This is a genomic window from Marisediminitalea sp., from assembly GCF_984433645.1.
On sequence record NZ_CFIDRX010000125.1, the window covers coordinates 1 to 13196 of the forward strand.

12 protein-coding genes are annotated in these 13196 nt (G+C 50.0%); 7 read left to right on the forward strand and 5 right to left on the reverse strand.

Translation table 11 applies throughout. From position 1 onward, the window contains the following. From rppH to AC4MRN_RS14760, 7 genes are all read left to right on the forward strand, one after another. Positions 1 to 505, forward strand: a 505-nt coding sequence (rppH, locus tag AC4MRN_RS14730) for an RNA pyrophosphohydrolase (RefSeq protein WP_491203684.1), incomplete at its 5' end; no start/stop codon positions are given. A 39-nt stretch (positions 506 to 544) separates the two neighbouring features. After that, entirely contained in the window at positions 545 to 2842 is a 2298-nt protein-coding gene (gene ptsP / locus AC4MRN_RS14735; RefSeq protein WP_073325346.1) for a phosphoenolpyruvate--protein phosphotransferase, read from the forward strand. A gap of 139 nt (positions 2843 to 2981) precedes the next feature. Then, positions 2982 to 3788, forward strand: a complete 807-nt coding sequence (locus AC4MRN_RS14740; RefSeq protein WP_073325277.1) for a sulfite exporter TauE/SafE family protein — start codon at positions 2982 to 2984, stop codon at positions 3786 to 3788. Between the two features lie 4 nt (positions 3789 to 3792). Then, positions 3793 to 4608 carry a prolipoprotein diacylglyceryl transferase gene (lgt, locus tag AC4MRN_RS14745; protein WP_491203685.1) on the forward strand — a complete coding sequence of 272 codons (816 nt, stop codon included), beginning with the start codon at positions 3793 to 3795 and terminating at the stop codon, positions 4606 to 4608. Between the two features lie 14 nt (positions 4609 to 4622). Then, complete coding sequence (locus AC4MRN_RS14750) at positions 4623 to 5456, forward strand: thymidylate synthase (protein ID WP_073325279.1); 834 nt, start codon at positions 4623 to 4625, stop codon at positions 5454 to 5456. A gap of 11 nt (positions 5457 to 5467) precedes the next feature. Continuing rightward, entirely contained in the window at positions 5468 to 6481 is a 1014-nt protein-coding gene (locus AC4MRN_RS14755; RefSeq protein ID WP_073325280.1) for a response regulator, read from the forward strand. 45 nt (positions 6482 to 6526) lie between these two features. Further along, positions 6527 to 7441, forward strand: coding sequence for a sensor domain-containing diguanylate cyclase (locus tag AC4MRN_RS14760; RefSeq protein ID WP_491203690.1), 915 nt, complete (start codon positions 6527 to 6529; stop codon positions 7439 to 7441). Positions 7442 to 7470: 29 nt separating this feature from the next. Here the strand turns inward: AC4MRN_RS14760 and AC4MRN_RS14765 are convergent, their stop codons facing one another. The 5 genes from AC4MRN_RS14765 to rapA all read right to left on the reverse strand — a co-directional run. Next, positions 7471 to 8802 (reverse strand): AmpG family muropeptide MFS transporter, encoded by a 1332-nt coding sequence (locus AC4MRN_RS14765; protein WP_491203686.1) that lies wholly within the window; start codon positions 8800 to 8802, stop codon positions 7471 to 7473. 131 nt (positions 8803 to 8933) lie between these two features. Then, positions 8934 to 9257 (reverse strand): hypothetical protein, encoded by a 324-nt coding sequence (locus AC4MRN_RS14770; RefSeq protein ID WP_073325282.1) that lies wholly within the window; start codon positions 9255 to 9257, stop codon positions 8934 to 8936. Between the two features lie 102 nt (positions 9258 to 9359). Beyond that, complete coding sequence (locus tag AC4MRN_RS14775; RefSeq protein WP_491203687.1) at positions 9360 to 10142, reverse strand: DUF3530 family protein; 783 nt, start codon at positions 10140 to 10142, stop codon at positions 9360 to 9362. A 112-nt stretch (positions 10143 to 10254) separates the two neighbouring features. Further along, positions 10255 to 10959, reverse strand: coding sequence for a bifunctional tRNA pseudouridine(32) synthase/23S rRNA pseudouridine(746) synthase RluA (rluA, locus tag AC4MRN_RS14780; protein ID WP_491203688.1), 705 nt, complete (start codon positions 10957 to 10959; stop codon positions 10255 to 10257). Then, on the reverse strand, positions 10956 to 13196 hold a 2241-nt coding region (gene rapA / locus AC4MRN_RS14785; RefSeq protein WP_491203689.1), incomplete at its 5' end, for an RNA polymerase-associated protein RapA. The genes rluA and rapA, both read right to left, overlap by 4 nt.

A 13196-nucleotide genomic window follows, 5' to 3' on the forward strand; every position in this document is an offset into this window, starting at 1 on the left:
TGCGAATGTGGGCATAGTGATTTGCAACAAAATGGGTCAAGTATTTTGGGCAAGGCGTTATGGTCAGCATTCATGGCAGTTTCCTCAAGGCGGAATAGATGAAGGGGAAACTGTAGAACAGGCAATGTATCGAGAGCTGAATGAGGAAGTCGGCCTCACACCCAAAGACGTTAGCATTATGAATGTGACGCGCAACTGGGTGAGATACAAACTACCAAAGCGGTTAATTCGCCAAGGCAGTAACCCTGTTTGCATCGGACAAAAACAGAAATGGTTTTTATTGCAGCTCGACTGCCATGAAAAGGAAGTCGACGTGCTCAAAACCGGCCACCCGGAGTTTGATGACTGGCGCTGGGTAAGCTACTGGTATCCGATTCGAAATGTAGTGTCGTTTAAACGGGACGTATATCGACGTGTGATGAAAGAGTTTTCTGGCACCGTTATGAATATGCAACCCCGCTATAATAATCAGTCAAAGCAGAATCGTCGCCGGCGTCGCGGCTAAAGGAAAAGTGTGGCGGGAACACGAGGTGAAAAGGGCAGTATTCTTACTGTCTTAAAAAGCATTGTTCAGGAGGTTAACCAAATACCCCGGTTAACCGATGCTTTGTTTCGCCTCGCTGTCAGAGTTAAAGAAACCATGCAGGTTGACTCCTGCTCCATTTACCTTGCCGACTACACCAATCAGGAATTCATATTAAAGGCCACCGATGGCCTGGCAGCAGATGCCGTTGAACGCGTGCGAATTGGTTTTTCTGAAGGTTTGATTGGCCTGGTTGGTCAGCGCGAAGAACCGCTAAATATTGAAAATGCCCACCAGCACCCGCGTTTTAAACATTATCCTGAAGTTAAAGAAGAGCATTATAACGCTTTCCTGGGTACTCCCATTATTCACCAGCGCAAGGTGCTGGGCGTTATTACTATGCAGCAAAGCGCCATGCGCAAATTCAGCGAAGATGAAGAAGCGTTTCTGGTTACGCTGGCTGCACAGATTGCGCTTGAGATTTCCAATGCCGAAACCCGTGGGGCACTGAACCCGCATGCGGGTATGTATGTCGGCGCGATGCAAAAGAACGTTCGTGGGATTCCAGGTTCGCCAGGATTGGCAATGGGCGTGGGATACTCTCCCCATGCTGCCTATACACTGAATACCTGGATTGTTAAGCAAAGCGACAATACACAACAGGAAATTGACTACTACCGCAAAGGGGTCGAAATTACCCGTACGCAGGTGGAGGCGTTATCTGACCGATTGGAAGGCCAGGTGCCTGATGATGTCCGGGCCATCTTTCAGCTTTATCACCAGTTGCTCGACGCCAATAGTCTTGGGCGAGAAGTCGAAACCAAAATTCGCGAAGGCTGGGATGCAGCGTCGTCACTCAAACTGGTTGTAGAAGCCTATGCTGCCCGGTTTGAAGCAATGGAAGACCCGTACATGCAGGAACGGGCCATCGACATTGTTGACTTGTCGAACCGGATTTTGCTGAACATCCTGGCAGAAGTGAAAGGTAAAGCGGTTACCGACCGCGACCGTCCGCAACAAGCCTGTATATTGGTGGCAGAAGAGGTGTCAGCCCCCATGTTGGCGGAATTCCCCCGAGAGTTCTTAGCTGGGATTATCTCGGTCAGAGGTTCGAATAACTCACATGCCGCCATTTTAGCCCGTGCCATGGGTGTGCCTGCAGTAATGGGCTGTCAGAATGTGTCGCCTACGCTGTTAGAGCACAAGGAAATTTTGCTCGACGGTTACGCCGGTGAAGTCATTGTTTCACCTGAAAAAGCCATTCGCGCTGAATTTAGTCAGTTAATTGAAGAAGAGCGCGTCCTGTCTGAGCGCATCGACAGTGAAGCCGGCGAAGCCTGTGAGACACAAGATGGCTGTCATGTATCACTAATGGTCAATGCGGGCCTATCTACCGAACTGGAAACCGCATCGGCCTCATCTGGTCAGGTAGGGATTGGTCTCTACCGCACCGAAATACCTTTTATGTTACGCGAGCGCTTTCCGTCGGAAAGCGAACAGGTTGCCTTGTACCGGAAAATTCTGGAGAGTGCACCTAACAGTGAAATCGCGATGCGGACACTGGATGTCGGGGGCGATAAGCCGTTACCGTATTTTCCGATAACAGAGGAAAATCCGTTCCTGGGATGGCGGGGGATTCGCTTAACTCTGGATCATCCGGAAATCTTCTTGGTACAGATCCGCGCCATGTTACGCGCCAGTATCGGGCTGAAAAACCTCAGTATCATGCTGCCTATGATTTCCAGTGTGGCAGAAGTAAATGAAGCACGCCGCCTGGTTGAACAGGCTTTCTTTGAAGTTGAAGAAGAAGCCAGACATCAGAATGTAACGCTGCATCGCCCGCGTCTGGGGATTATGCTCGAAGTGCCATCGGTGCTTTATCAACTGCCGCAACTCGCCAAGAAAGTCGATTTCTTCTCGGTGGGCAGCAACGATTTAACCCAGTATTTACTGGCAGTGGATCGAAACAATTCCCGTGTCGCCAGTTTATACAACAGCTATCACCCCGCTGTGTTGTCGGCCCTGTACGACATTGTTAAGCAAGCCGACCAGCATCAGGTACCGGTATCGATTTGTGGCGAAATCGCCGGCGAACCGGGTGGCGCGGTATTACTGATGGGCATGGGGTATCGCAAGCTTAGTATGAATGCCTTCAACCTGCGTAAAATTAACTGGGTGATCCGCAACGTTAACCTCACTGAAGCGCAATCGTTGCTGTCGTGTGCGCTAACATCAGACAGCTACGAAGAAGTCTACCACCACATCAATCAATACCTTGAAAAGCGCGGGCTGGGAGGCCTGGTCAGGGCGGGTTCCTAACCCCTATTCTCATTCTCAATAAAGTATGATTTGATAGCGCTTACAGTGCGACAAATTTTTGGCAGGGCGTGTTAAAAAACTGACACAACACGTCTGACGAAGTGTGATATGCTTGCTGCCGAAAAGTAGGAGTGAGCTGGTGGATGCGCTAATTATCATATTCTTGAGTTGTATGGCGCTTGGTATGTTAACCGGAACACTTGCCGGTATGCTGGGCATCGGAGGCGGTCTAATCATCGTACCCGTGCTGACAGCACTCATGACCAGCGTAGGCAATATCGACGCACAACTGGCTATGCCAATGGCAATTGCCACGTCGTTATTTACGATTATTGTGACAGGTTTCTTCTCTGCCAGAGCACATTACCAATTGGGTAATATTGTACCGCGGGTAATTCTCTGGTGTGGCGCGGGTATTGCGTTTGGCGCAATTGCCGGGGCACAAATAGCAAGCCTGATGCCGGCTGATTTGCTACAAACTGTGTTTGCTGTATTGGTTATCGGCATTGCTGCACAAATGGTTTTCGGCAAGCGCAAAGCGTCGCGCTTCGTTGCAACGCCCGCAATTTTGGTTGCGGTGGGGTTAGTAACCGGGATCATATCTGCTCTGATGGGCATTGGTGGCGGCGCATTACTGGTACCAGCCCTGGTCTGGTTTCAGGTACCGATCCGACAGGCTATTGGCTGCGCAGCGCTAAGTGGCTTGGTAATAGCCTTGTTCGGCACAGGCAGTTTTATTATTGCAGGTTGGGGTTTACCGCAGCTGCCCGATTGGGCGCTGGGCTACGTTTATTTACCTGCCGGCGTGGGCATTATGGCTACCTCGGTGTTTACCGCTGGCTTTGGTGCCAGGTTGGGGCAAACAATGCCCACTGATTTATTGAAAAAGATTTTAGCCGGCATACTGGTCTTAGTTAGTATCCGCATGATTATGGGAATGGAATAGTTACATGGGTGGAACAGAGTATCTGGTTTTTCCAAATATCGATCCTGTTATTGTCAGCTTGGGACCATTGAGTGTTCGCTGGTATGGCATGATGTATCTGGTGGGCTTTATTGCCGCTTATTTGTTAGCAAAAAAACGCCTGCCGCAGTCACCCTGGAATCAGGAGCAGCTCAGTGATTTGCTGTTTTGGGGATTTGTCGGTGTCATCATTGGCGGTCGCCTGGGCTATGTCTTCTTCTATCAATGGGACATGTTTATCAGTGATCCCGCCTATTTATTTAAAATTTGGACCGGCGGAATGTCCTTCCACGGTGGTCTGCTTGGCGTTATTGGCGCAATGGTTTGGCAGGCAAAGCGGTTAAACAGCTCTTTGCTGGAAGTCGGAGATTTTATTGCGCCACTGGTGCCGATTGGGCTGGGTGCCGGACGAATCGGTAACTTTTTGAACGCGGAATTATGGGGGCGTAAAACCGATGTGCCCTGGGCTTTTGTGTTTCCAGGCGCAGGCCCTGAACCCAGACACCCGTCACAGCTTTATGAGTTCGCATTGGAAGGCGTATTGTTGTTTATTATTCTGTGGCTGTACTCTGCACGGCCTCGTCCTACTGGTGCTGTCGCAGGTCTGTTTCTGGTCGGATATGGTGCGTTTAGATTCATTGTAGAGTATTTCAGAGAACCCGATGCACATATAGGTTTGTATCAGATAGGGTTGAGCCAGGGGCAACTACTATGTCTGCCGATGATCCTTGCCGGATTATGGTTAATGGTGATGGCTTACCGCAAGGGTAGCGTTGCTACCGCACAGGCAAAACAAAACTAGAATAAATTCAAATTATGAAAGAATATTTAGCGTTGATGCGCCATGTGAAAGAGCATGGAATTAAAAAAGAAGACCGCACGGGTACCGGTACAATTAGCGTGTTTGGGTATCAAATGCGCTTTGATTTGGCAGATGGATTCCCGCTGGTTACCACCAAAAAATGTCACCTCCGCTCGATCATCCATGAATTACTTTGGTTCCTGAAGGGCGAAACTAACATCGCCTATCTGAAAGAGCACGGTGTCTCAATTTGGGATGAGTGGGCAACTGATGAGGGTGAACTGGGCCCGGTTTACGGTCACCAGTGGCGCAGCTGGACTGGCGCCGATGGACAAGTTATCGACCAGATCAGTGATGTCATTCAACAAATTAAAACAAATCCGGATTCACGTCGCTTGATTGTCAGTGCGTGGAATCCGGCTGTTCTGCCCGATACCTCAGTCTCCCCCAAAGAGAATGCGGCAAATGGAAAACAGGCGCTGCCACCCTGCCATACGTTATTTCAGTTCTACGTGCTGGACGGCAAGTTATCCTGTCAGCTGTATCAGCGCAGCGGTGATGTATTCCTTGGCGTGCCTTTCAATATAGCCAGCTATGCGTTACTGACTTTAATGGTCGCACAAGTTTGCGATCTTGAGCCTGGTGAGTTTATTCATACACTGGGTGATGCGCATTTATACCTGAACCATCTGGAACAAACTGATCTGCAGTTAAGCCGAGAGCCATTTGCGCGTCCGCAAATGCGGATTAATCCTGAAGTGAAAGATATTTTTGGGTTTACCTACGACGATTTTACGTTGGAAAACTATCAGGCCCACCCTCACATCAAGGCGCCGGTCGCAATATAAGGCTTTAGGGAATGAGCAAAACGAACGTATTAATCTGTGACGATTCAGGGTTTGCGCGAAAACAAATGGCGCGTTCCATCCCGGATGGCTGGGATGTCGATATCCATTATGCAGAACACGGTGAGCAAGCGCTGGAACAAATCCGCGCGGGCAATGGCGATGTGATGTTTCTCGATCTTAATATGCCGGTGATGGATGGTTATGAAACCATGGACGTTATTCGGCGTGAAGATCTGCCTTGTCTGGTTATTGTGGTATCTGGTGATGTGCAGGAAGAAGCGCGTTCGCGTATGTTAGCCATGGGGGCACTGGACTTTATCCGTAAACCGATCGACAACGAAAAGTTGATCACGTTGCTCAAGCAATACGGCATTTACACCGGCGACGGCAACGCGGAGAAACGCAAGAAAGTAAACCTGTTGGCAGCCAGCAGTGAGAACGAAAAGTTCGATGCTTACCGGGAAATGGTGAACGTTGCCATGGGGCGCGCGGGTGAGAACCTGGCGAGCTTGTTAGGCGAATTTATTGACCTGCCTATTCCCAACGTTAACGTCATCGAAAATAACGAACTGCATATGGCGATAGCAGAAGTGAATCGCAACAACAGTGTGTCGGCGGTGTCAAAAGGCTTTGTGAGTGCCGGTATCAATGGCGAAGCATTGGTAATTTTCAACGACACGGATTTTGACAATATCGTTGAGCTGCTCAATTACGATCAGTTAAGTGCCGCGCCAGCTCAGCTGGAAGCACTGATGGATATTTCGAATATTCTGATTGGTGCTTGTTTGAATGCGTTATCTGACCAACTCAATGTTACGTTTAGCCACAGTTCACCGATTATTCTCGGGCGCAACCGTGACCTCGATAGCATGTTAACCACGACCAAACAACGCTGGCAACGCATCATGGCGATCGAGATTGGCTACGCCATAAAGCATAAGAATATTCATTTTGACTTGTTGTTGCTGTTCCCTGATACATCAATGGAACGCATTTACTCTAGACTGGTTGATATTGAGGAGTAAACCGTGACATCTGACGTTTTAGAAGAATTAAGCCGCCAGCACTGGATGCACGACCTGCTCAGTTCACTGGAAGTGGGTATTGTGGTACTGGACAGGGAATTTAAGGTTGAAGTGTGGAACCAGTTTATGGAAAACCACAGTAACCTGCGTCCCAGTCAAATCGTTGGTACCTGTCTGTTCGACAGTTTTCCGGAAATCAGTGCCGATTGGTTGAAAGTCAAAGCCGATCCGGTTTTCAATTTGAAAACACCGGTATTTTTAATTTGGGAACAGCGACCTTATTTATTCAAGTTTGGTTGTAACCGCCCGATCACCTCTGAGCTGGATTTCATGTACCAGAACGTGACTTTGTTTCCGCTGTCATCACTGACCGGCAAAGTAGAGCGTTTGTGTATGCTGGTGTATGACGTAACCGACCAGGCGACAGGCCGCTTGCATATCGAAGGCCTGAACGAAAAGCTTACCAATGTGAGCCGTTTGGATGGGCTGACAGGCCTCTATAACCGACGCTATTGGCAAGAGCGATTTGAAAAGCAGTTTAAACTAGCCAGACGACGGGGTGCGCCCGAAACCGCAATTATGCTGGACATCGACCACTTTAAATTAGTGAATGACACTTACGGCCATCAGGCTGGAGACAAAGTCATTCAGGCTTTGGCCAACGTGATTAAGCAGTGCGTTCGTGAAACCGATTTAGCCGGCCGTTACGGTGGGGAAGAGTTCGCCGTGATCCTGACCGACGCAAAACTGGATGATGCGTTACAGGTCGCTGAGCGTATTCGTCGCGCAGCTGAGGCTACTGTGGTTGAGCATGAAGGTCAGAGTATTACATTCACAGTTAGCCTGGGGCTTTCAGAGTTTAACGAATCATTCGACAACGAGATGCAATGGCTTGACCGCGCTGACCAGGCTCTTTACAAAGCTAAAGAAGGCGGCCGTAATCAGGCGGTGAGTTTATAGTCTTTGCTGACAGTCACGATAAGCGGGGCTTATCGTGACGTTTCCACTTCTGCAATTTTATCTTTCAGTGACGTTAAAATTATCAGGCTCGGGATCACCATCAGTGCCGTGATCACAAAGAACAGCGCCCAGTTTCCTCCTAGCCCATCTACTAACATACCACTACTAGATGCCAGCAAAGTGCGGCTTAGCACGCTCAATGACGCCATCAGTGCATACTGTGTTGCAGAGAAGGCACGGTTACACAGCAAGGATATAAACGCGACCATGGCCACGGTTGCCCATGCAGAGGTGAAGCCGTCCAGAATAATTGTGACCACAAACCAGCCTTTGTGTGGTCCCACAACAGCCATTAAAGCAAACAACAGGTTACTGGCTGCCATTGCAATACCCGCAATGAGTAACCCCCGGAAAATACCATAGCGGATATTTACCATGCCGCCTAATATCGAAAAGATGATAGTGACCCACCAATTAAGCAATTTTGAGTAGGTGCCAATCTCGGTATTGCTGAATCCTATTTCCTTGTAGAACACGATACTCATTCGACCGAGGAAGGCCTCACCAATCTTAAACAGAAAAATAAAGCACAGTAGTTTGACGGCCAGCCTGGCGCCGCTTCGCTGAAAAAATTCGCGGAATGGCTCTATCAGAGTGAGCAGCAACCATGCAGAAAGCTTGTTGAAGGCTGACTGCGAATCACCAGCCAGTGCACTGTATCGCGCTTTCGCTTCGCGCAACAACGCGTCGCGGTCGATATCCGGTTCTTTAGCCAACAGGGTGGCAATAAAACACATCACCATTATTGCGGCCAGCACCAAATAAATCATTTGCCAGTGCCAGCCGGGCAAATCGGCTAACAAAAAAGGAATTGCACCCAGGCCGCCATAGCCTGTCCACCACCCGGCTGTAGCCAGAGATGAAGCTGCAGACATGGTGTCTTTTTCCTGCTCACCGATGACATCAATCCGGTAAGCATCAATAGCAATATCCTGCGTTGCCGACGCAATTGCAATGAACAGTCCGCACAGAGCTATATAGAATAAATCAACCTGCGCATCGAGACTCGACATCCACAGACAGCAACCAATAATGACCCACTGCATCTGAGCGATCCAGCCTCGCCGCTGACCTAAAAAAAGCGGTTTGATACGGTCGATAAGGGGCGCCCAGAGCCAGTTAAATGAATAAACTGCAAATATGGCACCGAACAGGCCAATGGCGGACCGGGACAAGGACTCGTCTTTGAGCCAGGCGGATAATACTGAACCAATCATCAGCCAGGGGAAGCCACTGGCAATGCCAAATAGAAAAACGCTGATCAAACGCTTGTCGCGAAATGAAGCAAATGTGGTGGACACCGAATCCCTTCCTCACCGATGGATTATGACCTGATGAATGTGATCATGTATGAAGCGAGGTAACAAGTCCAGTAAACTGTAGCCTGTGATGCGAGACAGGTAAAAGGGGAATGGTTACCCCTTTATGCCCGTTAAGGTCTGATGCCAATGCAGTCAAACGGAAAGACCGCGCCGCCCTGAAGAAACCGCACGCACTGCTTCAATTCGTCTCGCAAAATGGTGTCGTGTAGCAGCTGTTCGTCACGCCAGTAGTGAATCTGGTGCAACAAATGCCAAAAGACTCTTTCCCTGTGAGAATAAGGCTCAGAATCTTCACAGCGATACAACGACCATTCTTCCAGCGTGTCCCAAAAGAAATAATTGAGCTCGCGATAGTCAAGCGCGCCATTCCAGAATGCTTGCAGGTAACAACACAACTGACGGGACTTTTCTTCAATAAATGGAGTAATGCTCACGCCGCTGTTCCAAGAATTCAACACTCTGTGAGTATAGTTCAATATTGTCAGAAAGCTGCAAATTGTGAACAAAGTTCACAACGAGGGTATTAAAGAAAATAACTACCAGCCTAAGTATCTCAACCAGCTGTATATTTCCTGTCCAAGCCAGGCGCCGGTTGGGTTGGGTAGTGATGCGCCCGCATTACCTAGTCCGACAGTGGGGAACAGTTGGCGCTGTCGGTAGTGACGTTTCAGGCTGACTTTGGCGGCAGTCTGACGGGCATCCGCCGTGAATGATTGCCATTGGCTGAGCATCGGCATATTCAGGTCAAGAACAGGGTAACTGCTTTGCGCCAGCCAGTCGATCAGTTGCTGATTTTTGTCATGCTCGGGCCAAAACGCGCCGAGGCTAACCAAGGTGTCAGGCATGTCCAGGGCTCCACGTTGAAATGCATCTATGAGTACTGCGCTGGTCATGCCTTCCGCAATCACAAATGTGTAGCCGCGATGTTGTTGTGCATAGCCGTATGCAGCATTGGTTAGCCCCAGTATGCTGGTATAAAAACTGTCGTAGTCCGGTGTCATGCTGGTGGTGTTATCAATAGGCTTAGGCGGCGCATCTGGCGTGTCTGAAGGGGTAACAGCAGGGCGCTCAACCGGAATGAGTAAACAATGCCAGCCTTTCTCAGTAAGCGTGTCGGCCAGAATGAGCCCACCATCCAGATTAAGAGACTGGGATTCAGCGTCGACTAGAACAATCGCTACACCGCGGCTTAACGGGTGCCTGGAAGCCAGTGTCACCGCTGGAATTTGCTTATCCAACACAGTTAATTGGGTAATTTGCTGTTCGGGAAAATAGCGCGCAATATCGTCAGCCACAGCACCATACGCTGTCCACGCCATTGCATTCATGCACAGCGCAGATAAGAGAATTATGACTTTGGTTATTTGCATTTACCCGTTCAATGACTGAGGTGATTATCAGTATAGTTGTATCGGCAGAACAGGGTAAAAGTTAATCTTTGTCTGCACTAAACGGCGAAGGCGTATGGTTGCCAAAGGGCAAGGGCGCTGAAAAGCACATCTGTTCGTTGCGAGTGGGGTGCGTAATGATTAACGACTCTGCGTGTAACTGTAACCGACTTGCTTTTGCTAACCCCTCAGGCGGGCTGTAAAGCCTGTCGCCCAGAATGGGGTGGCCTAAAGCAAGCATATGCACCCGTAGCTGATGAGAACGACCGGTAACAGGGCGAAGCTCCACTAGCGCTTCATCGTCTGATGCGCTAATAACCTGATAATGCGTTAGGGCGGGTTTTCCGTGCTCATGGCTAACCATTTGTTTCGGGCGGTTGGGCCAGTCACAAATGAGCGGTAAGTTGACCTCACCACTGGGTTGTTCAGGCACACCCAGTACACGCGCGAAGTAGCGTTTCGCCGTATGTCGTGTTTCGAACTGACGGGACAGGTGCTTGTGACTGGCTTTGTGTTGGGCAATCACAATCACTCCGGAGGTCGCCATGTCGAGGCGGTGCACAATGCGCGCTTGGGGAAAGACAGTTTGAATCCGTGAGGCCAGTGAGTCGCGATGCTCAATGGCCTTACCTGGCACGGTTAACAACCCGCTGGGCTTGTTCGCTACGATAATGTCGTCATCGTGGTACAACAAGCTCAGGTAAGGTGAAACCGGCGGATTGTAGACAAAGTCCGGGTTGGCACTCACGGATTGCTCACCAGTATGCGAACGGCGTCTAATTGCACATCGCAGTTTTGTAGCACGTCGGTAAGCGCAGCGATTTGCTGTTCGATGAATTCAATTTCACTGTCGCGAATCGCTGGATTTTGCTTTTGCAGGTCTTTTAGCCGTTGTGCCTCACTGCCCAACGACTGCTGCATGCGCTGCAACGCGTCCTGCAAAATATGGTTGGCGTGCTGATGGGCCTGATCCCGGGCGCGTTCCAGTAGCTGTTGCAGTTGTGGTGTCAGTGCCTGAATTAACTGCTGGGCAATTTTACGGCCAACGGGTCTGAGCGACTGGTTTAACAGTTCGGTATGTTGACCTTTTACATCCAAACACAGGCGAATGGGCGTGGGTGGCAGGAAACGCTCTAATTGCAACTTTGCGGGGGCTTTACCCGACAGCACAAACAGGGTTTCGACAAAGTATGCCCCTTTAGGCTGATCTTTGTCAGCAATAAAGCCTACGCTGCTCTTACCATGAACGTCAGTAAGTACTAACTCAATGGCGTTGTGAATAAGCGGGTGATCCCAGGTCAGGAAATGCACATTTTCCAGGGTAGTGGCGGTACGACGACGATAGGTCACGGTCATACCTTCCGGATCCAGTCCTGGCAGGTGGCCAATCATCGACTCAGTCGGACGCAGAATAAAACAGTCCTGGCCTTTTTCTTCCTGGGCAATACCGATAGAGTCAAACAAACGGCCTGCCAGCTTGGGTAAATCGGCGGCGCTGTCCCGGGCTATGATTTGCTCCAACAGGCTATCTACCCTGCCTACCCCAGCAGCATTAAGCTCCAGCAGTTTGTCACGCCCTGCGTCGAGTTTGGCTTTCAATTCGTTGTTCAGGGTATGGCTCTGACTTACCAGCGTGTCAATCAATGCACTATCGTCTGGCATCAAACACGCAGTGATCAGCATTTCTTCCACGTCTTCATAAACTTTACCACCAGTCGGGCAGGTTTGCTCGAATGCATTCAGACCCTCGTGATACCACTTCAGCAGCACGGCCTGAGCGGAGTGCTCGATAACCGGTACATGGATCTGCACATCCTGAGTTTGCCCTATTCGGTCCAGTCGACCAATGCGCTGTTCCAACAGGTCCGGCGTAAGCGGTAAGTCGAATAACACCAGATGATGAGCGAACTGGAAATTACGGCCTTCACTGCCGATTTCGCTACACAATAATATCTGCGCGCCGTCTTCCGGGTCAGCAAAGTAGTGAGCCGCTTTGTCGCGATCCACAATGCTCATACCTTCGTGGAACACCGCCTGTCTTATGCCGGTTTTAACCCGAATGGTTTCGGCTAACTGCTGGGCAGTGGCTGCACTTGCACAAATCAGTAATACTTTGGCGGGTTTGACCGTCGGCAAGAATTCGAGTAACCAGCTGACCCTTGGGTCTTCATTTAGCCACTGCTCTGTTAATCCAGGCTGGCGCTCCGGAAACAGTGCCGAAGACAACGAATCAATGGCGTCTACCGGATAGCAATCCGGGCGGGGTAGCGCATAGCTGTGTAATTGCCTTGCTGGAAAGCCTTCGATGGCAGCGCGTCGGTTGCGGAACAACAATCGGCCGGTACCGTGACAGTCAATTAGCTGGTGCAGTAAAGCGTCGCGGGACGCGGTGTCATTTACATCGTCAAACTGACTAACGATTTCCGGGGCCAGTGCCTGCAGCGCTTTATAGGCGTCATCTGTTAATGGTTCACCATCAATCAGTGGAGCAACCGCGTCTGCTAATGCGGCGTATTGTGACTCTTCCTCAAGGAACGTTGCATAGTCATAAAAGCGCGCTGGGTCGAGCAGGCGCAAACGGGCAAAGTGGCTTTCATGACCTAATTGGTCAGGTGTAGCGGTAAGCAGTAACACCCCGGGCGTGGCCTGAGCCAATTGCTCTACCAACTGGTATTCTTCCGAAGGCGCATCAGCCGACCAGGCCAGGTGATGGGCCTCATCCACAACCATGAGATCCCAGCTTGTTTGCTGAATTTGCTGCTGGCGTTTAGGGTGTTGAGTCAGCCAGTTTAGCCCGCATAGTATGAGCTGGTCGTTATCGAACGGATTGCTTCCTTCTTCACTTTCTTCCAGTGCCACACAACGGCTTTCATCGTAAATAGCGAAGGCCAGATTTACCCGGCGTAGCATTTCAACCAGCCACTGGTGAATGAGCGTGTCTGGCACAATAATCAGAACGCGGCCAGCTCGACCGGTTTGAATTTG